Raw genomic sequence first — 21,571 nt, 5'->3', positions numbered from 1 at the left:
CAGGACTGAGCTGAACGATGCCGTCGTTCCTGCCACCTATGCCGGCCCGACTGGACAACCCAAGGACCTAACACTCAAGGCCAACGACCTAGCAGAGGCTCGCAAACAGTTAAGACGCCGGGGAATCCGGGCCACGAACCTTCGCGCTGCAACGTCGGATCGGAAGAAAGGATCGGAAGACGCCAGAAATGCTGAAGCAAAAGGCTTGCTTTCGATCGATCTCAACAAGGCTTTTGAACAGGCTCCAGGAGTGAAAGAAAAAGCCGTGTTCGCTAGCAAGCTCGCTGCTCTGGTGGATGCAGGCGTGCCAATTGTGCGAAGCCTGGATCTGATGGCAAGCCAGCAGAAGTTGCCGATGTTCAAACGGGCCCTGACCAAAGTGAGCCTGGATGTAAACAAGGGCATTGCCCTCGGCAACGCAATCCGCCAATGGCCCAAGGTCTTCGATGAACTCAGCATCGCCATGGTGGAAGCCGGCGAAGCCGGTGGCGTCTTGGATGAAGCCCTCAAACGTCTCGCCAAACTTTTGGAAGACAACGCCAAGCTCCAGAACCAGATCAAAGGGGCATTGGGTTATCCCGTCGCCGTTCTAGTGATCGCGATCCTGGTGTTTCTTGGAATGACGATTTTCCTGATTCCTACCTTCGCCGGAATCTTTGAAGATCTGGGAGCAGAACTACCAGCCTTCACCCAATTACTCGTCGATCTGAGTGAGCTGCTGAGATCACCAATGGCTCTCTACATCGTTGGAGTTCTGCTGCTCGTGATCTGGCTCTTCGCTCGCTACTACGCCACCCACAACGGTCGTCGGGTCATCGACCGGTTGATCCTCAAGCTGCCGCTGTTCGGCGAGCTGATTCTGATGACCGCCACAGCCCAGTTCTGTCGAATCTTCAGCTCACTGACCCGCGCCGGTGTCCCGATCCTGATGTCGATGGAAATCTCCAGCCAAACCGCTGGCAACTCGATCATTTCCGATGCGATCCTCGCGTCAAGGGAAATGGTTCAGGAGGGTGTGCTACTCAGCACAGCCTTGATTCGTCAGAAGGTTCTTCCCGATATGGCGCTCAACATGTTGGCCATCGGCGAAGAAACCGGCGAAATGGACAAAATGCTGAGCAAGGTTGCTGATTTTTACGAAGACGAAGTGGGCGCCATGGTGAAGGCACTCACTTCAATGCTGGAGCCCGCGATGATCGTTGTGGTGGGAGGCATTGTCGGGTCGATCCTGTTGGCGATGTACCTGCCGATGTTCACGGTGTTCGATCAGATCCAGTGACCTGCTTTGCCGCAGCCTGACCAGCGAGCCAACCACTGGTCCAACAGTGCTGGAAGTTGAATCCGCCCGTCACACCATCCACATCCATCAGCTCACCTGCCAGATGCAGGCCAGGACAACATCGGCTCTCCATCGTGGCCAGATTGATCTCACCCAAATCGACACCTCCAGCAGTCACGAATTCTTCCCCGAACGGACCGCGACCCTTCACGGGATACCGACAGAACTTCAGCTGATCGAGCAATCCCTGTTCCACCCTCGCTGGACAGTCCGCCCAACGCTGATCAGGAGCAGCGCCAACCCCATGCAACATCGACAACCACAACCGTCGAGGCAGATGATCAGCGAGTGGTCGTGAAGCAGCCAGCGTGCGGCGAGCAGCCTGGGTTCGCTGCTCTTGCAACGCCTCCAGCAGATTCGCGTGGGACGAACCACTGCACCAGCTCACGTTCAACGTCGCTCGATAACGCGATGCCTGAAGGGTCCGTGCCGCAAATGCCGTAAGCCGCAACGTGGCCGGACCACTCAAGCCCCAATGCGTGATCAGAACCCGACCGATCTGCCGGAATCGCTCCCCACCCACCTCAAGCGTGAGGAGCACATCATCAACAGCAACACCGGCGCAACCCTGCAACTGGGAGGCATCCAACGTCAGTGAAAACAACGAAGGCACGGGGGCAATCAACCGATGGCCCAGCTGCGCCGCCAACCGTCGTCCGCTGGGGTGGCCTCCTGTAGCCAGCAGCAGACGGCGGGCATGAAACCTTCCACCACCGCGGCAGGAGGCAACAAATCCACCGCTCAGATCACGAGCAACAGACTGAACAGGAGCACCGGTGATCAGCTGTACTCCAGACCTTCGCGCAGCTGTCCTGAGGCAATCCACCACCGCGGAGGAGCGATTGGCCTGAGGAAACATCCGGCCATCGTCTTCCTCCACCAGATCCAAGCCACGGTCTGAAAACCACGCAACGGAATCACCACTGGCAAAGCGACTGAACGGCCCCCGCAGAGGGCGCTGACCACGGGGGTAGTGGCCCACCAGCTCGCCAGGATCCCAACAGGCGTGGGTCACATTGCAGCGACCACCACCGCTCAATCGAACCTTCGTCAGTGGCTCGGCCGTGGCTTCCAGCACCAGCACGCGCTGCAGACCCGCTTCAGCGGCTGTAATCGCCGCCATGAAACCGGCAGCGCCGCCGCCGACCACCAACAGATCAAATTCAGCCAGCGGGTCGGAAGACAAGAGCAACGCCGTTATTGCAGTAGCGCTTACCCGTCGGTCGAGGTCCGTCATTGAAGACGTGGCCCTGGTGACCACCGCAGCGGCTGCAGTGGTATTCCGTACGGGGAATGATCAATTTGAAATCTACTTTCGTCGCAATCGCTCCCTGCAAGGGCTGCCAAAAGCTGGGCCAACCCGTGCCACTGTCGAACTTCGCCTCCGAGGAGAACAACGACAGATCGCAACCAGCGCAGTGATAAGTGCCGCTGCGCTTTTCTGCGTTCAGTGGACTGGTGAAGGGACGCTCAGTGCCTTCGTTGCGGAGCACGTCATAGGCTTCGGATGACAAACGTTCACGCCACTGGTCTGGGGTGAGATCCCAGGTTGCATCAGCAGCCTTGGATGCAGCCAGCACAGGCCGCGGCCACCAGCTGCTGCCAAATACTCCGGCAATGGAGCCCAACAACAGGGAACGGCGGGACAGGTAAACGGCGCTAAGGGGCATCGCAGCCTTTAACGGTCAATGCTGAGGGTTCTAATGGATCCATGACCGCCACCGAAACCGCTGCCTACCGCTTCAGCGTGGCGCCGATGCTGGATTGCACGGACCGACACTTCCGCGTGTTGATGCGGCAGATCAGCCGCCATGCCTTGCTGTACTCCGAAATGGTGGTGGCTCAGGCTCTGCACCACAGCAACCGCCGCGACAAGCTGCTGGATTTTGATGCTGTCGAGCATCCGATCGCCCTGCAGGTGGGAGGAGACGATCCGGCCCTTTTGGCTGATGCCGCACGGCTGGCCAGCGACTGGAACTACGACGAGATCAACCTCAACATTGGCTGCCCGAGCCAGAAAGTACAGGCCGGCAACTTTGGTGCCTGCCTGATGGCGGAGCCAGACCTCGTGGCTCGCTGCGTCGAGGCGATGTCCAACGCCACGTCACTCCCGGTGACGGTCAAACACCGCATCGGCATTGATGATCTCGACAGCGATGACCTGTTAACAGCCTTCGTGGATCGGGTGGCAAGCGCCGGAGCAAGCCGTTTTTCCGTACATGCCCGCAAAGCCTGGCTGGACGGTCTGGACCCGAAGCAGAACCGAACGATCCCACCGCTGCAGCACGACCGCGTACAGGCACTGAAGCAACGCCGGCCCCACCTCACCATCGAACTGAACGGAGGGTTGGAGTCACCCGAAGACTGCATAGAGGCTCTAAGAACATGCGATGGAGCCATGGTGGGCCGGGCGGCCTACTCCCATCCCCTGCGATGGGCAGCGATGGACCACCTCGTCTTCGGCAAACCACCGCGAGATCTTCTGGCCTCCGATGTGGTGACCGGTCTGCTTCCCCATGCTGCTGCCCACCTCAGCAGTGGCGGTCGACTCTGGGACCTTTGCCGCCATCTTGTGCAACTGGTGGAAGGCGTCCGAGGAGCCAGACACTGGCGGCGTGAACTTGGCGATCGCGCTCAACGGCCCGGAGCCGATCTCACAGTGCTGGAAGAGGCCGGCAGGCAGTTGCGCGAGGCCGGCCTCTGAGGGCATCAGCCCTCAGCACCTCCGTAACCGGAATAGTCGTCACCGCCACCACCGCCACCGGATGAGCCGCGACGACGACGGCTGCGGCCATCGTCGTGACCGCCGCCACCTTCACCACCGCTGTCACGGGCGCCATAACTGCGGTCTTCCCAGCCACGGGCACCGGAAGGACGGTCACCAGCATCACCGCCACCTCGGTAACCACCGCCGCCGCCGCCATAACCACCGCCGCCATCGCGACCACCACCACCACCACCGCCGTAGCCGCCACCGCCGCCTCGGTAACCACCGCCGCCGCCGCCATAACCACCGCCGCCATCGCGACCACCACCACCGCCGTAGCCGCCACCGCCGCCGTAGCCGCCACCGCCGCCTCGGTAACCACCGCCGCCACCGCGAGGAGCACTGCCCCGTGGCTCAGCTTTATTAATCCGAAGTGGGCGACCCATCAGCTCGGCACCCTGAAGCCCTTCAATCGCTGCGTCTTCGACAGCTTCATCCGCCATCTCGACAAATGCGAAACCGCGCTTACGACCGGTGTCCCGCTCGAGGGGAAGGGCACAGTTCGCGACTTCGCCGAACTGGGCAAACAGTTCAATGACATCCTCCTGCTCAGCGCGGAAGGGAAGGTTGCCGACAAAAATGCTCACGTTCTGAGTGGACCGGGTACGAAAAACAACCGAAGAGGCTTGTGCCTATGTCAAAGGAGCATGACTTGGTCAAGACATGACATCCAATGACCTATTCAGCGTAGACCCGGTTACGCAAAGCAGTCATCAACCAACTGCAGATTCTTTGAGGCGTTCTTGCCAAAGCATGACCTGCTCATGAACCCGATCAAATCCCGTTCCTCCTTCACTGCGACGGGCCGACACCACCGCCCGTGGAGCGAGTGCCTCGTGCAGATCGGCCTCAAAGGCAGGGTGGATCTCCTTCCATTGCTCGAGGCTGAGTTCCCGCAGTAGACAATCCTGCTCAAGGCAACGGCGAACAACAGCCCCGACCAATTGATATGCCTCGCGAAAGGGAACACCACGAGCCACGAGATAATCGGCAACATCAGTGGCATTGGAAAAATCGCTTTCCACCGCCTGATTGAGACGGTCGATGCGGAACTCCAACCCCTCCTCAAACAAGATCGCCATCGCTTCCACACAGTCACGTGTGGTCCGATAGGCATCAAACAGCGCTTCCTTGTCTTCCTGGAAATCCTTGTTGTAAGCCAAAGGAAGGCCTTTGATCATCGTCAGCAGTCCCTGCAGATGGCCAAAGACACGGCCGCATTTACCCCTGACCAACTCCGGCACATCGGGGTTCTTCTTCTGCGGCATCAAGCTGCTGCCCGTGGCACAGCGATCGCTCAGCCGCACAAAACCAAATTCCTCCGACGCCCAGGCGATCACCTCCTCTGCCAGACGGCTCAGATGAGCCATCACCAGGGATGCAGCCGCTGAAAATTCAACACAAAAATCACGGTCACTGACGGCATCGAGGCTGTTGGCGTAAATCGCTGTGAAGCCAAGATCCTCAGCCGTCCGGCGGCGATCAATCGGTACCGGTGTACCCGCCAGAGCTGCAGCCCCTAGCGGACAAATATTGACGCGCCCACGGACGTCGCCAAGACGCTGACGATCCCGTTGGAGCATCTCGATGTAAGCGAGCAGATGATGCGCCAGACACAGCGGCTGAGCACGCTGGAGATGGGTGTAACCGGGAATCATCGTGGACTGGTGCCGATCCGCCTGATCCAGCAAAGCCCTTTGAAGCCGTTGCAGATCGCCATCGATCTCATCGAGCCTGCGCCGGAGCCACAGCCGAAGATCCGTCCCCACTTGATCATTGCGGCTGCGCCCCGTGTGGAGCTTTTTGCCCACGGAACCCACCAAAGCGATCAACCGCCGCTCCACGGCGAAATGAACGTCCTCATCCTCCAGGCCTGGATTGAAGCGACCGTCGGCTGCCTCCGTTCGGATCAACTCCAGACCGTCCACCAGCTGAACGGCCTCTTCCTCTGCAATCACCCCGCAACTCGCCAGCATCCGGGCATGGGCAATGGAGCCGTCCAGGTCCTCCTGAAGCAGCGTCAGATCAAAACCGATGGACGCATTGAACGCTTCGACGAAGGGATGCAGTCCCTGTTCGAAACGATCACTCCATGCGCCTGCAGCGCCACCGGTCACACCACCCGCCATGGATTGCTCTGCCAATCCCTTCAGCTTGTCAGGCGGCTGATGGATGGCGACACACTCGGCAGGCTGACGGCCTCAGGAACCTTCAAAACGACCATCGACGCGTCATCCTCAAGGTGGTGATCCGCTCCGACGAACCGATCAAGTCGATCGAAGAGATGATCCAAAATCCCTTGAGCCCCCTGACCACTGCGGCAGGCACCCTCCAGAGTGCGAATCAAACGGGCCTCATCAAATCGATCACCCGTGATGCCAGGAGCCTCTGTCACACCATCGGTGTAATAGAGGAGAACATCTCCGGGATCGAGCCGGACCTCCCCGAGTCCGTAATCCGCTTCCGGCTGCAATCCGATTAACAAGCCAGCAGCATCCAGGCGGCTGATACTCCGGCGTTCGGCCCGCCACAGCAGAGGTGGATTGTGGGCTGCATTGGCATACCGCAGCCGTCGGCTGCGGGGATCGAAATCCGAATAAAACAGAGTCACGAACCGGTGGGACTGAGCCAGGTCCTCCTGAGCCAATTGATTCAGGTCGTGCAGGATCCGATCGGGCGGCAAACCGCTGAGGACCTCAGCCCGGAGCATGCCCCGCAGCATGGTCATCAACAGACCAGCTGGTACTCCCTTTCCCATCACATCACCCATCACCAAGGCCCAACGGCCGCGTTCCCGACGGCGCCCGGTCAACTCCGGCCGTGTCGGAATGAAGTCGTAGTAATCACCTCCCACCTGAAAAGCCGGTCGGCAGCGTGCCGCTAGTTCGACGCCCTCAATCACTGGGCAGTGATCCGGCAACAATTGAGCCTGGATCTCCGCACCGATGCTGAGCTGACGATCCACCCGCTCATGGCGGCGTGCCTCCTGCAGCATCTGGTCGTTTTCAATTGCGACCCCGGCAAGATCTGCCACCAACTGAACGTGGCGACGATGGACATCGGTCCAGACGAGATCTCCTGACGGTTCGAACACGTACAAGCGACCACGGGAGCGTCCCCGTGCGACCACCGAGGTAGCGAACAGTCCCGCCCCAGGACACAGCCGCTGCACCAGACGATCCATCAGCAGCAGCTGGTCGTCATCGGTGCCAAACCCTGCACCATGACCTGGCTCGAAAGCCGCCAGACGTTGCAAAAGATCCTGATTGCTTTCCGCGGGAACTGCCTGCAGTTGCTCCCGCCAAAGTCGCCCGTCGGACTGGAACGGCACCAGAATTGCTCCTTGCACCCCCACAAGACGGGATGCAACCACCGGAACCAACTCCAGGAACCGATTCAGGTTGGTGAAGCTGCGCTGGGCAAACGCCAAGGACACCAACAGATCCTGATTGCGGCGTTGCTCACGGCTGAGACTGTCGAACAACTGCCGCAGCGACGCCATCGCCTGCGGAGGTGGTGCAACACCTCTAAAGGATGGAGTGGAATGCCGACGAGGCGGCTTGCTGCTCACGGCTCAGCCCCTCAGGAGCCGAAACGTAGCAACGCTTCAGCGTCCGGCCAGCAACGCTTCAACGAATTCGTAGCTGTTGAAGGGTCGAAGATCCCGAATGCCTTCACCAGCCCCGATGAAGCGAATCGGCAGTCCAGCTTCCGAGGACACCGCCAGCGCAACACCCCCTCGAGCCGTGCCATCAAGTTTGGTGATCACCACACCCGTGAGACCAGCGGCTTTGGCAAACGCCATCGCCTGACGAAGGCCGTTCTGCCCCTGGCTGGCATCGAGGATCAACAGCGATTCGACCTTGGCCTCCGGCGCCAATCGATCAATGATCTTGCGAACCTTCTGCAATTCCTCCATCAGGTTGTGTTTGGTCTGCAAGCGACCTGCGGTATCCACAAGCAGTAAGTCAGTTCCCCGTGAACGGGCAGCACCAATGGCATCGAACACCACAGCCGCTGGATCAGCGTTGCTGCTGGGATTGGAAACCACTGGCACATCACTGCGCTTTCCCCAGACCTGAACCTGCTGAACGGCAGCGGCACGAAAGGTGTCAGCTGCTGCGATCAAAGCTGAATAACCACTGCGCACCGCAAGGTTGGCCAACTTGCCAAGGGTCGTGGTCTTGCCGACGCCATTCACACCGACCATCAACCAGATGTTGAGCCGATCCCGTTCAGGAGCAATCAACTGAGCACCACTGGCAGCAATCGGTGCATCCAACAAACCGCGAAGCTGCTCCTTGAGGAAACGGATGCCTTCGGCAGGATCCACCACCTCCACGTTCATGCGTTGACGCAGAGCATCAAGAACCTGATCCGTCGCCTGAACCCCGGCATCAGCGCGGAGCAGAAGCGTTTCGAGATCATCGAGGACCTCGGGGGTAAGGGGATCGTCACCCAGGTTCTCGAGCAGACCACTGACAAACCCCTGCCGGGTTTTCTCCAGGCCACGGCGAAGTCGACCCAACCAGTCGATCTCCTCCAGGGAGATGTCATCAACACGACGTCCCTGGGCGGCCAGCACCTCCGCTGACCAGGTGAAGTCATCATCGAAATCACCAAGGGTGGGTTCATCCGAGACCGCAGCTGTCTGAGCTGGGGTCGGAGTCGGAGTCGGCTCCGGTTCAAGAGCTCTGGCGTCCTGATCCTGCTGCCGTTGCTGCCGCTGAGCCGCAGCCTGTTCAAGCAGAGACAGTCCCTGACTGGGTGCGGGAGTTGGAAGCGGCTCTGGTGCAGGCGTTGGCAGCGGTGGTTCTGGCTGCGGTGGTTCTGGCTGCGGTGAGGGGATCGGAAGAGGTGTTGATGTCGGAGATGGCTGGTCCTCTGAGGCCTGAGCCTGTTGCGCTTTGAGACGGGCAAAGGCCTCGCGGGCCCAGGCCATCGCTTCATCTTCAGGTGAAGTCGCCACCGATTCAGCTGTCGGTTCCGGCGTCGGCTCAGGAGAAGGCGTTGGTGTTGGCTGCGGCTGTTCGCCGCCACCGCGTTTGAACCAGTCGAAAACCATCAGCCCACCGCCTTGGATGCGGCGTCGTGGAAACGCCTCAACACGCCATTGATCATCCGGCGGCCCTGCTCATCGCTGTAACGGTTCGCCAGTTCGACCGCTTCACTGAAGGCCACGGGTGCGGGTGTACCCAGATCACGTAGATCAACAACCGCCAACCGCAGGATGTCGCGATCGAGACGGGGCAGCCGACTCAGCCGCCATCCCTCCATCACGGAATCAAGCTCTGCATCGATGCGATCGCGCTTATTGAGAACGCATGACACGCGATCCATCGCCCCATGACGAATCTGTTCCTGATCCCCCAGCATCAGCAACCGAGGCAATTCAAGGCTGGCAGAGAGTCCATTCAGCACTTGCTCAGCCATGGTCAGACAGCTGCGCAGATGATCCTGACCGGTGGGCAACGCAGCGGATTCACCGGACTGAAGTTCGCTGTCGAGAAGGCTTTGCTGAGCCTGCTCCAACTCAGCAGCACTGGCATCCAGCGATTCGCGCCAGTGCTGCATCAGGCTGTCCAACGCCTGCTCTAGCACAGAATCCATGGCCAGATTGGCGGCCGGAATCGGTTTCTGATCGGAAACCTGACCAAGCACGAGCAAGGCCAGCTCACGGGCAAGGGATCGGGTGGCCATGAATCAACTGGAGGGAGAAGCAGATGCCCGCAACTGGGCAATCAAACTGGAAAAACTGCGGTTCGCCGGAGCTTCCTGATCATCAGGATTGACGATGCCAGCGGAAATGATGGTGCGGAATGCCTCCTCAACACTGATGTTGAGCTCACGCACCCCTTGTTCCGGAACCAAGGTGTACCAGCCCGTTGTGGGATTGGGCGCCGTCGGGATGAACACACTCAACAGCGGTTGATCGAGATCAGATCGCAAAGACGGCCCCACTTCTCCTGTTACAAAGCCGACACTGAACAATCCCTCCCGGGGATATTCAACGAGAACGACGCGGCGGAAACGGGTCGAGTTGTCTCTCAGAAATGTTTCGAGTAGCTGCTTCAGCGTTTTGTAAACCGAACCTGCGAGCGGGATACGGCTGAGGGTGCCCTCACCGAACTCCAGCAACCAGCGACCCACGATATTTCTGGCCATCAGTCCGATCAACAGGATCCCCATTAAGGGAACAGTTAGACCCAGCGCCAGGTTGATCAGGTCCTGAAGCAATGGGTTCAGGTTGATGAACGGATTGAGTTGCTTGGGAACGGAGGTGAGAAACGCCAGCACGAAGCGACTGACCACCGTGGACAGCCAGATGGTGGTCGCAAGTGGGATGACCACCAGCAATCCGGCGATCAGATCATTTTTGAGATCCTGTCGAAGCCTCGAGGACAACGGCAGATCAGGCCTGGGATTGGTCTGGACCAAGGAGCCTCTGCACCCGGGATCGGTTGAGTCAGACCAACCTAACCAGCGATCAGAGCACAGCCGTGAGTGCCAGCAGTACAAAAGCCACTGCCAAAACAGCGGCGCTGGCGGTTCCACCGATCAACAGTTGCTGGCTCTGGCGGTTCTGTTGACCTTCAACCTTTTTCAGCTGCTGATCCATCTGAGCGATCTGCTCATCAATCAAGGTTTCAGCCGCCTTGATCTTGTCCTCGTCACTGGCATCCGCTGCCAACTGACCGGCTTGAGCCAACTGTTCACCAACTGCCTTGACCCGTTCGTCGTCGGCTCTGAATTGCCTGGCTTCCACAAGGGCCAGGCGGCCCTGTTCAAGGTTCTCAGCCTGTGCTGGATCACCGGAGGCTCCATCAAGTGAGAACGGAATCGCAAGCAACATCCCCACAGCCAGCAGGGCTGAAAGGCCGCAGATCAACCACCGCAGGGGCGTTTGGCGACGACGTGGATTGTCCAACCGATCCCCCATCAAGGCCACCAACAGCCCGAGAAAACCCAAGGGAGCCAGGGCCACCAGCGGGCCGGTGACTTGGGGTCGTGTGGTGTCATCCGACCAATCAACCCCGACCAGAACAGCTGCCATCTGCAGCAACAGGATCACCACCATCGTGAGGCCAAGCCAACGCAGCAGAGGTGCCAAACGGCTATCCCCTGCTCCCATGTCCGTTGCTGCCACCTGACAATGCGTATGTCCGACGATCCTAGGAACGATGTCGGAACTACCAATCCCATCAGATCAGCAGTTGAGCCATATGCTGAAGCAACGGGCAGAGACCGAAGGATTCTCACCGGTCGGAATCGCACGGCTTCCGGGAAGCAGGAGACTCCAGCTCAGAACAGCCGCACTAGAGCGTTGGCTGGAGGCGGGCCATCAGGCGGACATGGGCTGGATGGCCGCACCGCGCAGGAAGGACCCGACAACGTTGTTGAAGGGTGCCCGCAGCCTTCTGGCGGTCGGTCTGAATTACCACGTGGACGTGCAAGCGGCACCAGGCTCACTTCGTGTGGCTCGTTACGGATGGGGACGTGATTACCACCGGGTCGTGGACCAGCGGCTCCGCCGCGTGGGGCGTTGGTTGTCAGACCAGCATCCAGATTGCGAATGGAAAGCTTGTGTGGATTCCGCACCGCTGCTGGACAAGGCCTGGGCGGAGGAAGCCGGTCTGGGCTGGATCGGTAAACACAGCAACCTCATCAACAGCCAACGGGGGTCGTGGATGGTGATCGGCCATCTGCTCACCACCTTGGATCTCGAACCCGATGAACCGGCTCGAAGCCTTTGCGGTCGCTGCAAAGCTTGCATGGATGCCTGTCCGACAGACGCCATCACTGAACCGTTCGTCGTCGATTCCCGCCGATGCATCGCTTTTCACACCATCGAAAATCGAGACGCTGAACTTCCAGATCAGATCGCTGATGCCCTTGGCCCGTGGGTCGCCGGCTGCGACATCTGCCAGGAGGTCTGCCCCTGGAACCATCAGCGACTACCGAGCTCTGACGACCCCGAACTGCAACCGCGCCCCTGGCTTCTCAATCTCAATAAAGACACGCTGGAGACCTGGGACGCCACAACCTGGGACACCCACTTGCAGGGATCAGCTCTCCGTCGCATCAAACCCTGGATGTGGCGACGCAACGCTGCGGCAGCACAACCGAATCCTCCCTCTAGCCTTTGACGAAATTGGGTGTCACAAGTGCTGATCAAGAGGATTCAACAACGCTTCCTTGTTGCGTTGTTGAGCGTCTCAGCACTCTCTGTCGCGCCGGCTGCAGATGCCGTCACCCCTTATGTGTATGTCCCAAGTTCAGAGGAGCTGAAGGGATCTGCGATTGGGATCGGTCGCACAGCTGCCCAGTTGCTTCAGATGGGTCAACCCAAGGAAGCTGCCCAACTAGGCGCCCTGGCCGTTCGTCTGGATCCACGGGATGAACGTCTGTGGTCCGTACTGGCAGAAGCACAACTGCGCAGTGATGACCTTGAGCAAGCCAGCTATTCCCTGGCTCGGGCCAAGGAGCTCAATCCAGAAAAAGCCAGTCTTTGGTTTGCTCAAGCAGCACTCGTTTTGAGGGATAAGCGACCAGAGGAAGCCATTCCTTTGATTCAACGCGGACTTGAGCTGAATCCTGACAACCCCTCGGCTTACTTCGATCTCGGCAATGCACGGATCATGCTCAAGGACTTACCGGGCGCCCTTAATTCCTTTGAACAAGCAACAAACCTGAAGCCTGACTTCTGGGAAGCTCTCAACAACCAGGCCCTTGTCCTTTATGAGATGGGTAACGCCGATGAAGCAATCCGTCGCTGGCGTGCCGTTCTCAAGCTCGAGAACAATCCTGAACCGATGCTGGCTCTCGCTGCAGCACTGCACCACCAGGGAGACAATTCAGAGATTCCCTTGAAGATGGCTCGTGAGGCCCTAGATCAGGAACCCAATTACGTTTTGACACCTCATCAAATCGAGCAACTATGGGGAGCAAAAATCCGGCGGGCTGCAGCTTTGCTTTTGGAGGTACCGGAGATGGCCAGCAGTGTGGAACGGGCCCAAGCCAACGCAACCTGGAAAAAACGCCAGTGAACGTCTGTAGGCTGAGCCCCTTCCGCGAGTGGACCGGCGGACGACATGGCTGAGGAGCGCGTTGAATCGATTGCCCTGCATCAGGAGATGCAGCGTTCCTACCTCGAATACGCCATGAGTGTGATCGTGGGCAGGGCCTTGCCCGATGCCCGCGACGGCTTGAAACCGGTGCAACGCCGGATTCTCTATGCGATGCAGGAACTGGGGCTCACCCCAGACCGGCCGTACCGCAAGTGCGCCCGCGTCGTCGGCGACGTCTTGGGCAAATACCACCCCCACGGCGATCAAGCGGTTTATGACGCCTTGGTCCGGCTTGTTCAGACCTTCGCCAGTCGACACCCACTACTGGATGGTCACGGAAACTTCGGTTCTGTCGACGATGATCCGCCGGCAGCCATGCGTTACACCGAAACACGCCTGGCACCGATTGCTCACCAGGCATTGCTGGAGGAAATCGGCGACGACACCGTTGATTTCGCACCGAATTTCGATGGGTCCCAGCAGGAACCCACCGTGCTGCCGGCGCAACTGCCCTTTCTCCTGCTGAACGGCTGTTCGGGCATTGCCGTGGGCATGGCCACCAGCATCCCTCCCCACAACCTCGGCGAAGTGGTGGATGGCCTAGTGGCCTTGATTCGTCAACCGGAACTCAGCGACAGCAAACTGCTGGAACTCATTCCAGGACCTGATTTCCCAACGGGTGGGGAGGTACTGCTGAGCAGTGGCCTCCGCGACACCTACCTGGTGGGACGGGGCAGCATCCCGATGCGTGGGATTGCCCACATCGAAGAAGTGCAACCCGGCAAGGGTCACCACAAACGTAATGCCGTTGTGGTGACGGAACTCCCCTACCAGCTGAGCAAAGCCGGCTGGATCGAAAAGCTGGCGGAATCGGTGAATGACGGAAAGATCGGCGGCATCGCCGACATCCGCGATGAAAGCGACCGCGAAGGAATGCGGGTGGTGGTGGAGCTGCGACGCGATGCCGATCCAGCCAAGGTGCTGGCTGATCTGCAACGGCGCACGGCGCTGCAGAGCAACTTCGGTGCCATCCTTCTGGCCCTTGTTGATGGTCAGCCCCGCCAGCTCTCCCTACGCCAGTTGTTGCAGACCTTCCTGGATTACAGGGAACTAACCCTGATCCGGCGCACCAGCCATGCTTTGCGCAAAACGGAAGACCGCCTTGAAGTGGTCGACGGCCTGATCACCGCGCTGAACAACCTTCAGGCAGTGATCACGATGATTCAAGAAGCTCGCGATGCTGCTTCGGCGCGAGCCAGCCTGATGGTGCGCCTCGATTTGAGTGAACGCCAGGCTGACGCCGTTCTGGCCATGCCACTGCGACGGTTGACTGGTCTGGAACAGGAAAGCCTGCGTCAGGAACTCGAGGAGCTGCAAGCGGAACGGGAACGTTTGCGCCTGCTGCTGGACAACCGGGATCAACTGCTCGATGCCATGGTCCAGGAGCTGAAGGGACTGAAAAAGCGCTTCAGCACGCCGCGCCGGACGCGACTGGTGGAAGGTGGCGATGCTCTGATGGCAGAACGGGCCGCCAGCCAGCGACCCAACACTGAGCTGCTGCGTCAGCAGGCCCTGGAGGCCTTGCCTGCCGATGCACGATTGCTCATCCAAGCTGATGGGCAGGTGAAGGTGATGAGTCCCCCGGTGCTGGGTCGCATGCACCTGTCCGAACCTTGTGCCGTGGGTGACCACCCCTCTCCGGCACAGGTCATCCTCCCAATCGAACCATCACCTCGACTCCTGGGGGTCAGCGCCAGCGGGCGCGTTGCTTTGGTCCGCTGGGAATTCGCCGGACAACAGCCTGGATCCCTGGAGAAATTTCTACCCAGCGGTCTTGACGGTGACCCATTGATCGCCATCTTGGAACTCCCCGTGGGTGATGGCACAGAGTTCAGCCTTGGGCTGCTCAGCAGCGATGGACGCTTTAAGCGACTCCCCCTGGCCGACGTTCTGGACCTCTCCGGCCGAGCCACCAGCGTGGTGAAGTTGAAGGAAGGCTTGAGCCTTTGTTCAGCCGTGATCTGTCGCGAGCACAGCGATCTGGTCTTGGTCAGCAGTATGGGGCGTCTGCTGCGGCTGCCCGTGAATGATTCCGTGCTGCCCAAGATGGGGCGTCTGGCGCAGGGACCGATGACCATGCGTCTTCTTCCCGGAGAAGAACTCGTGGGGAGCCTGTCGATCGACGTAGCTGAAACAGATCCAACCCTGCTGCTGGTCAGCCGCAAAGGTCAGATGACGCGGATCGACCTCACTCCACTGCGTCGTTGCCAACGGGGAGATCTGGGAATCATGGCGGTTGTGCTCAGTGCCGATGAAGACTCCGTGGCTGGACTTTGTTCCGGAGATTCCCTGGCCGGAATCGTGACCGATCAGAAACGCCATGGAAGACTGGACGCCAGTGCAGTTGAATTAACAGCACCAGGCCAGTCCTGGGGCAATCAACTTGATCTGAACAGCAAAGAGCAGGTTTTTTCAGTGGTAGCTCTGAAAACCAGCTGATCAAGACGTCGCAGCAATCCCCGCAGGCTCCATCATCAATTTGCTGGACAGCAACGTCTGATCCATGGGGATCGGGTATTGCCCGTCAAAACAGGCGCTGCAGAAATGGCCGGACTCAGCCTTCGCAGCCTCGAGCATTCCTTCCTTGCTGAGGTAAGCCAGAGAATCCACTTTGAGGTGATCCTTGATCTGCTCAAGGGTCATCTGAGCGGCGATCAGTTGATCCTGGGTGTCGGTGTCGATCCCGTAAAAGCAGGGATGCGTCACCGGAGGCGAACTGATCCGCATGTGCACTTCAGTGGCACCGGCATCCCGTAACGCCACCACCAATTTGCGGCTGGTGGTGCCACGCACGATCGAGTCATCAATCACGATCAAGCGCTTTCCGGCCAGCACATCCGGCAGAGGGTTGAGTTTCACCCGAATGCCCGCTTCCCGCATCGCCTGGGTGGGCTGGATGAAAGTACGGCCGACATAACGGTTCTTGATCAGACCATCGCCGTAGGGGATGCCACTTTCCTGAGAAAAACCAATGGCTGCAGGAATGCCGGAATCTGGGACACCGATCACCAGATCAGCCTCCACGCACGACTCGCGAGCAAGGGTTCGTCCAATGCGCTGGCGGTAGCTGTAGAGGGACTCGCCGAAGAACTGACTGTCCGGCCTGGCGAAATAAATCATCTCGAACACGCACAGGCGGTTCGGTTCCTCACTCCAACGCCGACGCTGAGGCTCTGCTGATCCGAGTTCAAACCGGACCAATTCACCGGGCTGGACATCATCGACATAGCGGGCGCCGATGATCTCCAAGCCACAGGTCTCACTGCTCACCACCCAATGACCAGTGGCTGGATCCCCCAGCGTGCCGAACACCAAAGGACGGATGCCATGACCGTCGCGTACAGCAAACAGACCATCCGGCGTTCCGATGGCAAGGCTGAACGCACCCCGACACAGCTTGAGCGCGGCCTCTATGGCATCTGACCAGTCGAGCCCACGATCCACCGCCTGCTGCACAGCGAAGGCGATCAGTTCCGAATCCGTTGTTGAGGTGAACTCCGCCTGTCCGTCGTCCACCAACTCCCGCAATTCGCGGGCATTCACCAGGTTGCCGTTGTGGGCCAAAGCAAAGGCCCCCAGCCGCGTCATCAACACCACAGGCTGGGCATTGCACACCCGGCTGCTGCCCGTGGTGGAGTAGCGGTTGTGGCCGATGGCCAGGTCTCCAGGCATGCGGGCCAGCACGTCCTGGTCAAACACCTGGCTGACCAGGCCCATGTCCTTATGAAGGCGAACCTTGCCTTCGTTGAACACCGCGATGCCAGCCGATTCCTGGCCTCGATGCTGCAGGGCATACAGACCGAAATAAGCCAGGTTCGCCACCGGTTGTTCCCCGGCCAGAACGGCGAAGACACCGCAGGCCTCTTCCATCCGATCGGGACGCTCTGCCTTCAGCACATGCACTGAGCGCCTCGACTTCAGACTTCCTTCAGGATTCTGCCTCACCCCCGATCCGGCGCGGCAAACCCTCCTGATGGGCCCGCTTCAGATCAGCCAACGACCACTGGACATCCTTCTCACCGCAGTGGATCCGGAATGTTGAACCATCGTTCACCACACCGAGTTCAGTGATGGGAACCGTCGACTCAGCCGCAAGCTGATCCCACTGCGGCCGGCATTCAGCTTTCACTGAAATCGCCACCCGGGCACCACCTTCAGCAAACAACGTTCGCGTCAGGCCCTCAGGTCGCCCATTGAGCTTCAGTTCAACGCCAAGAGATGACGCAATGCTGCTTTCCGCAAGGGCTACAGCGAGACCGCCATCGCTGCTGTCGTGGGCCGAGGCCAACAACCCAGCATCAATCGCCTGCCGCAACAACTGCTGAACCCCACGTTCCAACTCGAAATCCACCCGTGGTGGCCGACCCGCCAACACCCCGCTGACCAGCATCTGATAGCTGCTGCCGGCAAGACCAAGGCGGTCATCTCCCTGTTCATCGGGTGCCACACCCAGCAACAACACCGCATCACCGGGTTGTCGCCAACCCAGACCAACCACCCGCTCGATGTTCTCCACCAAGCCGACCATGCCCACCACCGGGGTCGGATGGATGGGTTGAAGCGTGCCGTCATCACGGCGGGTCTCGTTGTAGAGGGAGACGTTGCCGCCGGTGACCGGTGTGTTCAGAGCACGGCAGGCCTCCGCGATCCCACGGCAAGCCATGGCCAGCTGCCAGTACCCCTTGGGTGTTTCCGGCGAAGGGAAATTAAGGTTGTCGGTGATCGCCAATGGTTCTGCACCGACGCAACTCAGGTTGCGGGCAGCTTCAGCAACGGCCGCCTGAGCACCACGCTCGGGATCCAAAGCCACCCAACGGTTGGGGCAATCCACCGTGGCAGCCACACCCCGCTGCACAGATTCCATGGATCCCTGACCCTGCTGCGGCCGCAAGCGCACCACAGCGGCATCCGCTGCTCCAGAAGAAACCACCGTATTGGCGAGCACCTGCTGGTCGTACTGGCGATGCACCCACCGCTTGCTGGCGATGGTCGGATCATCAAGCAAGGTCAACAGAACGCTTGCAGGGTCGTCCAAAGCAGGGAGTTGACTCTCCTGCCATTGCCAAAGCTCCTGAAGATCCGCAGGAGGCTCCTGCAACAGCTCGTGCTGCTCAATGGGCGTGTCATCCGCCAAAGCGGTGGCCGGCACCTCGGCGGCCACCTCGCCGTGATGCAGCACGCGCACCAAGGGTTCCTGCAGCACCTGACCCACCACAGCGGCCTGCAGACCCCAGCGTCGGAAGCGCTGCATCAGCGCCTCTTCACGGCCGGCCTTCACCACAAACAACATCCGCTCCTGGGACTCCGAGAGCAGAAATTCGTAGGCCGTCATGCCCTCTTCGCGGGCCGGAACCCGATCGAGGTCGAGCTCAACCCCCAGACCACCTTTGGCCGCCATTTCCGAACAGCTGCAGGTGAGTCCGGCAGCCCCCATGTCCTGAGCAGCCACCACATCACCACCGGAGAATGCCTCCAGACAGGCCTCGATCAACCCTTTTTCCAGGAAGGGATCGCCCACCTGAACGGCGGGGCGGTCATCCAGAGAATCGGCACTGAGTTCAGCACTGGCGAAACTGGCGCCGCCCATGCCATCCCGACCGGTGGTGCTGCCCACGTAAACCACAGGATTCCCCACCCCCTGGGCGCCGGACTTGACGATCTCTTCGGTCTCCATCAGACCCAACGCCATGGCGTTCACCAGAGGATTCCCCCCGTAGGAGGGATCGAAAGCCACTTCACCACCAACGGTGGGCACACCAACGCAATTGCCGTAATGGGCGATGCCGGCCACAACGCCTTCGATCAGCCCAACGTTGACGGGGTCCTCTAGGGGGCCGAAACGCAATGCATTCAGCAACGCGATCGGGCGAGCTCCCATGGTGAAGATGTCCCGCAGGATGCCGCCGACGCCGGTGGCGGCACCTTGGAAGGGCTCCACAGCCGAGGGGTGGTTGTGGCTTTCAATCTTGAAGGCCAAGCGATGGCCTTCCCCCAGGTCGACCACACCGGCATTTTCGCCAGGACCCACCAAAATTCGAGGTCCTTCCGTTGGAAACCCCCGCAACAGCGGCCTGGAGTTGCGATAGCAGCAGTGTTCCGACCACATCACCCCGAACATTCCCAGCTCGGCACGGTTGGGCTCCCGTCCAAGCCGCCGACAGATCTCCTGCCAATCCGACGGTTTCAGACCTTCCTGTTTCAGAGCCGCAATAACGTCGTAGGCAGGGGAGGACACGCGGGACTGACCAGCAGCTGTTCCCAGTGTTGCCGACGGCGGGATCAGACCCAGGGATCCTCATCCCGCTGACGGCGACCATCCCGCCATCCCTCGTCATCCCAGATTTCAGGGCCGTTCTGCGAGCGCGGTTGTGGTGGTTCAGAACGCTCTGTTTCGTCCCAGGCCGGATCCTCCAGCCAACCTTCCAGTCGATCCCCAGCCCGATCGCCCATGTCACGCAACTGCTCGCGCCAGCGTTGGGTACGCCGCAGCAGATCCTGGCGAACACTGGCGCGCGTCATCGGCAGATCATCCAATCCCGTTAAGGCGGTGATCACCCGGCCGGGTTGATGGTCCACGATCCTCTCCGGTGTCAGCCGCCAGCGGGAACTTCCTGGAAGACGAGGATCGCTGCGGGCCACCAGATAGTGGGCGATGGCCCCGGTTGATGGCTCAAACACCAGGTCCACCACAGCAGCAAGGCGCTCTCCATCACGAGCAAGCAGATCCGACTCCAACAGGGTCGGCAGTCGATCCAAGGTGGCTGGATCGGTAACCGCCGGCTCACCTCGCACGTAGATCTGCTGGTCAGTGAGACCACAGCATTGATCCAGACGCCACACCTCACGTGTCAACCGCAAAGCGGACGGCCGGCTCACCCATCCCAACAGACGATGCACCGGTGGATGAATCCAAGCCATCACCCCGGGGCCATGGTCAAGCCCTAGATCGCAGCGCACGGTGTGCTGCAGCAGATCACTGAGCAGAAGCTGGTCGGGGAGCGCCAATTCAGGAGCGGATCTGAACCGGCATCACGAGGTAGATGAAACCATCACCGTCCTCCACAGGACGCAACACCGCTGGAGTGGTGGGGGCATTGCAGTGAAGAACCACACGATCTCCGGCCATGGCTTTCAAACCATCCAGCATGTAGCGGACATTGAACGCGATCTGAATCGCATCGCCGCTGAGTTCTGCGGCGAGAGACTCCGAGCCACTGCCAACATCCTGTGCATCGGCACTGATCAGCACCACGCCTGATTCGGGCTGACTGCTGAATTTGACGACGTTGTTGTGCTGATCGGCAAGCACCGCAATGCGTTCGAGAGCTCCCACCAGAGCACGGCGATCCATGGTCAACGTGCGGCTGAACCCATCGGGAATCAGCTGGCGGTAATTGGGGTAGGTCCCCTCCAGCGTGCGGCTCGTGACCATCTGATCAGCCGCAAGAAAAACCACCTGACCCCGATCACAGAACAGGCTGATCGGATCCTCGGACCGCCACCCGGCCACCAACCGTTCGACCTCACGCAAGGATCGCGCCGGCAAGGTCACGGCAAACGCAGCACCCTCGCCCTCCGTACCCTCAGCTGCAGCCTGAAGGGCATCGTTCACCTGCAACACCGCCAACCGATGACCATCGGTGGCGGCAGCCTCCAGATTTGTATCGGTGAAGCTGAGATGAACGCCTGTGAGCAACTGTTTGGCTTCATCACCGCTGCTGGCAAAGAGGGTTCCCTTCAGTGCCTGCACCAAACCGGACGCTTGCAGCTTGAGGGTCAAGCCGCTTTCCACCATCGGTAGATCCGGGTAATCGTCGGCCGGCATGCCCCGCATCTGGTAGCTGCCGCTCAGGCTGTTGAGTTGCACCTGCTCTCCGGATTCCTCCGTGGTGAGCGTGAGCGGGGAATCACTGGCCAGTCGCGACACGATTTCACCGAGCAGCCGAGCCGGGAGCGTGATCGCTCCACTGGTCTCGACACTGGCAGCGAGGGAGGTCTGGATGCCGAGGTTGAGATCAAATCCAGTGAGGCTGAGGCGATCGGTGCCGGCATCGGCCGTCAGCAGCACATTGGCCAGAACCGGGTGCGTAGGGCGGGTTGCCACAGCACGGCTCACGAGCTGCAGAGCGGCGTTGAGTTCGGACTGGGAGCACACCACCTTCATCGTGCTGCAGGCCTGTTCGCTGGGTATCGATGCCCCACCGTTTCACAGCAGAGAACGAAGCGCAATGGCTGGTTGAGCCCAACCGTTCTTCGGCTGTTTTGTTCTAGTTCTTTCTAAGAAGTAAAACCAAAACAGTCGTCGTAGGGCCTGGGGAAATGGGGAACACTGCCCAT

Annotated in this window: 18 protein-coding genes; 5 read left to right on the top strand and 13 right to left on the bottom strand. The window is 59.9% G+C overall.

Annotation, left to right across the window (positions count from 1 at the left end):
- Positions 1-10: 10 nt before the first annotated feature.
- Entirely contained in the window at positions 11-1,279 is a 1,269-nt protein-coding gene (locus tag TX72_RS00090; RefSeq protein ID WP_042502709.1) for a type II secretion system F family protein, read from the top strand.
- Here the strand turns inward: TX72_RS00090 and TX72_RS00085 are convergent.
- Together TX72_RS00085 and msrB are read right to left on the bottom strand one after the other, a co-directional pair.
- On the bottom strand, positions 1,254-2,525 hold the full coding sequence (locus TX72_RS00085; RefSeq protein ID WP_404824896.1) for a BaiN/RdsA family NAD(P)/FAD-dependent oxidoreductase: 1,272 nt from the start codon (positions 2,523-2,525) through the stop codon (positions 1,254-1,256). The two genes, TX72_RS00090 and TX72_RS00085, sit on opposite strands and share 26 nt — an antisense overlap.
- On the bottom strand, positions 2,503-3,009 hold the full coding sequence (gene msrB, locus TX72_RS00080) for a peptide-methionine (R)-S-oxide reductase MsrB (RefSeq protein ID WP_011126897.1): 507 nt from the start codon (positions 3,007-3,009) through the stop codon (positions 2,503-2,505). The genes TX72_RS00085 and msrB overlap by 23 nt, the downstream gene beginning before the upstream one ends.
- A gap of 41 nt (positions 3,010-3,050) precedes the next feature.
- Here msrB and dusA point away from each other — a divergent pair, with 41 nt between their 5' ends.
- On the top strand, positions 3,051-4,043 hold the full coding sequence (dusA, locus tag TX72_RS00075) for a tRNA dihydrouridine(20/20a) synthase DusA (RefSeq protein ID WP_011126896.1): 993 nt from the start codon (positions 3,051-3,053) through the stop codon (positions 4,041-4,043).
- A 5-nt stretch (positions 4,044-4,048) separates the two neighbouring features.
- Here the strand turns inward: dusA and TX72_RS00070 are convergent, their stop codons facing one another.
- The 7 genes from TX72_RS00070 to TX72_RS00040 all read right to left on the bottom strand — a co-directional run bounded on the left by TX72_RS00070 (position 4,049) and on the right by TX72_RS00040 (position 11,238).
- Positions 4,049-4,693 carry an RNA recognition motif domain-containing protein gene (locus tag TX72_RS00070; RefSeq protein WP_011126895.1) on the bottom strand — a complete coding sequence of 215 codons (645 nt, stop codon included), beginning with the start codon at positions 4,691-4,693 and terminating at the stop codon, positions 4,049-4,051.
- 126 nt (positions 4,694-4,819) lie between these two features.
- Positions 4,820-6,235: an argininosuccinate lyase gene (gene argH / locus TX72_RS00065; protein ID WP_011126894.1), complete on the bottom strand. Its 1,416-nt coding sequence runs from the start codon at positions 6,233-6,235 to the stop codon at positions 4,820-4,822.
- Between the two features lie 20 nt (positions 6,236-6,255).
- Positions 6,256-7,677 carry a PP2C family protein-serine/threonine phosphatase gene (locus TX72_RS00060; RefSeq protein ID WP_011126893.1) on the bottom strand — a complete coding sequence of 474 codons (1,422 nt, stop codon included), beginning with the start codon at positions 7,675-7,677 and terminating at the stop codon, positions 6,256-6,258.
- Positions 7,678-7,713: 36 nt separating this feature from the next.
- On the bottom strand, positions 7,714-9,171 hold the full coding sequence (gene ftsY / locus TX72_RS00055; RefSeq protein ID WP_011126892.1) for a signal recognition particle-docking protein FtsY: 1,458 nt from the start codon (positions 9,169-9,171) through the stop codon (positions 7,714-7,716).
- The gene (gene nusB, locus TX72_RS00050) at positions 9,171-9,806 is read right to left on the bottom strand and encodes a transcription antitermination factor NusB (RefSeq protein ID WP_011126891.1); all 636 of its coding nucleotides are present in this window, start codon (positions 9,804-9,806) and stop codon (positions 9,171-9,173) included. The genes ftsY and nusB overlap by 1 nt, the downstream gene beginning before the upstream one ends.
- 3 nt (positions 9,807-9,809) lie before the next feature.
- Positions 9,810-10,544 (bottom strand): DUF502 domain-containing protein, encoded by a 735-nt coding sequence (locus tag TX72_RS00045; protein WP_011126890.1) that lies wholly within the window; start codon positions 10,542-10,544, stop codon positions 9,810-9,812.
- A gap of 49 nt (positions 10,545-10,593) precedes the next feature.
- On the bottom strand, positions 10,594-11,238 hold the full coding sequence (locus TX72_RS00040) for an HpsJ family protein (protein ID WP_011126889.1): 645 nt from the start codon (positions 11,236-11,238) through the stop codon (positions 10,594-10,596).
- 49 nt (positions 11,239-11,287) lie between these two features.
- Between TX72_RS00040 and queG the strand changes: the two genes are divergently transcribed.
- The 3 genes from queG to TX72_RS00025 are packed head-to-tail and all read left to right on the top strand — an operon-like array spanning position 11,288 to position 15,673.
- On the top strand, positions 11,288-12,253 hold the full coding sequence (gene queG / locus TX72_RS00035; RefSeq protein ID WP_011126888.1) for a tRNA epoxyqueuosine(34) reductase QueG: 966 nt from the start codon (positions 11,288-11,290) through the stop codon (positions 12,251-12,253).
- Between the two features lie 18 nt (positions 12,254-12,271).
- On the top strand, positions 12,272-13,153 hold the full coding sequence (locus TX72_RS00030; RefSeq protein ID WP_011126887.1) for a tetratricopeptide repeat protein: 882 nt from the start codon (positions 12,272-12,274) through the stop codon (positions 13,151-13,153).
- Between the two features lie 45 nt (positions 13,154-13,198).
- Complete coding sequence (locus TX72_RS00025) at positions 13,199-15,673, top strand: DNA gyrase/topoisomerase IV subunit A (protein ID WP_011126886.1); 2,475 nt, start codon at positions 13,199-13,201, stop codon at positions 15,671-15,673.
- On the opposite strand, the gene purF is transcribed toward TX72_RS00025, so the two are convergent.
- Genes purF through dnaN form a run of 4 tightly spaced genes read right to left on the bottom strand, consistent with a single transcriptional unit; the run spans position 15,674 to position 21,398 of the window.
- On the bottom strand, positions 15,674-17,104 hold the full coding sequence (gene purF, locus TX72_RS00020) for an amidophosphoribosyltransferase (RefSeq protein ID WP_222929520.1): 1,431 nt from the start codon (positions 17,102-17,104) through the stop codon (positions 15,674-15,676).
- Between the two features lie 58 nt (positions 17,105-17,162).
- Positions 17,163-19,469: a phosphoribosylformylglycinamidine synthase subunit PurL gene (gene purL, locus TX72_RS00015; RefSeq protein WP_011126884.1), complete on the bottom strand. Its 2,307-nt coding sequence runs from the start codon at positions 19,467-19,469 to the stop codon at positions 17,163-17,165.
- Positions 19,470-19,513: 44 nt separating this feature from the next.
- Positions 19,514-20,239, bottom strand: coding sequence for a hypothetical protein (locus TX72_RS00010; protein WP_011126883.1), 726 nt, complete (start codon positions 20,237-20,239; stop codon positions 19,514-19,516).
- Position 20,240: 1 nt separating this feature from the next.
- Complete coding sequence (gene dnaN / locus TX72_RS00005; RefSeq protein ID WP_011126882.1) at positions 20,241-21,398, bottom strand: DNA polymerase III subunit beta; 1,158 nt, start codon at positions 21,396-21,398, stop codon at positions 20,241-20,243.
- Between the last annotated feature and the right edge of the window lie 173 nt (positions 21,399-21,571).

Origin of the sequence: Parasynechococcus marenigrum WH 8102, assembly GCF_000195975.1 — a bacterium.
GTDB lineage: Bacteria > Cyanobacteriota > Cyanobacteriia > PCC-6307 > Cyanobiaceae > Parasynechococcus > Parasynechococcus marisnigri.
The sequence above is the reverse complement of the archived record's forward strand: the minus strand, read 5'-3'. Positions and strand labels throughout refer to the sequence as shown.

Bases quoted from the DNA above. Each gene is read 5' to 3' on its own strand.
- msrB (WP_011126897.1), bottom strand. From the start codon at position 3,009: ATGCCCCTTAGCGCCGTTTACCTGTCCCGCCGTTCCCTGTTGTTGGGC.
- dusA (WP_011126896.1), top strand. From the start codon at position 3,051: ATGACCGCCACCGAAACCGCTGCCTACCGCTTCAGCGTGGCGCCGATG.
- argH (WP_011126894.1), bottom strand. From the start codon at position 6,235: ATGGCGGGTGGTGTGACCGGTGGCGCTGCAGGCGCATGGAGTGATCGT.
- ftsY (WP_011126892.1), bottom strand. From the start codon at position 9,171: ATGGTTTTCGACTGGTTCAAACGCGGTGGCGGCGAACAGCCGCAGCCA.
- nusB (WP_011126891.1), bottom strand. From the start codon at position 9,806: ATGGCCACCCGATCCCTTGCCCGTGAGCTGGCCTTGCTCGTGCTTGGT.
- TX72_RS00040 (WP_011126889.1), bottom strand. From the start codon at position 11,238: ATGGGAGCAGGGGATAGCCGTTTGGCACCTCTGCTGCGTTGGCTTGGC.
- queG (WP_011126888.1), top strand. From the start codon at position 11,288: ATGTCGGAACTACCAATCCCATCAGATCAGCAGTTGAGCCATATGCTG.
- TX72_RS00025 (WP_011126886.1), top strand. From the start codon at position 13,199: ATGGCTGAGGAGCGCGTTGAATCGATTGCCCTGCATCAGGAGATGCAG.
- purF (WP_222929520.1), bottom strand. From the start codon at position 17,104: ATGGAAGAGGCCTGCGGTGTCTTCGCCGTTCTGGCCGGGGAACAACCG.
- dnaN (WP_011126882.1), bottom strand. From the start codon at position 21,398: ATGAAGGTGGTGTGCTCCCAGTCCGAACTCAACGCCGCTCTGCAGCTC.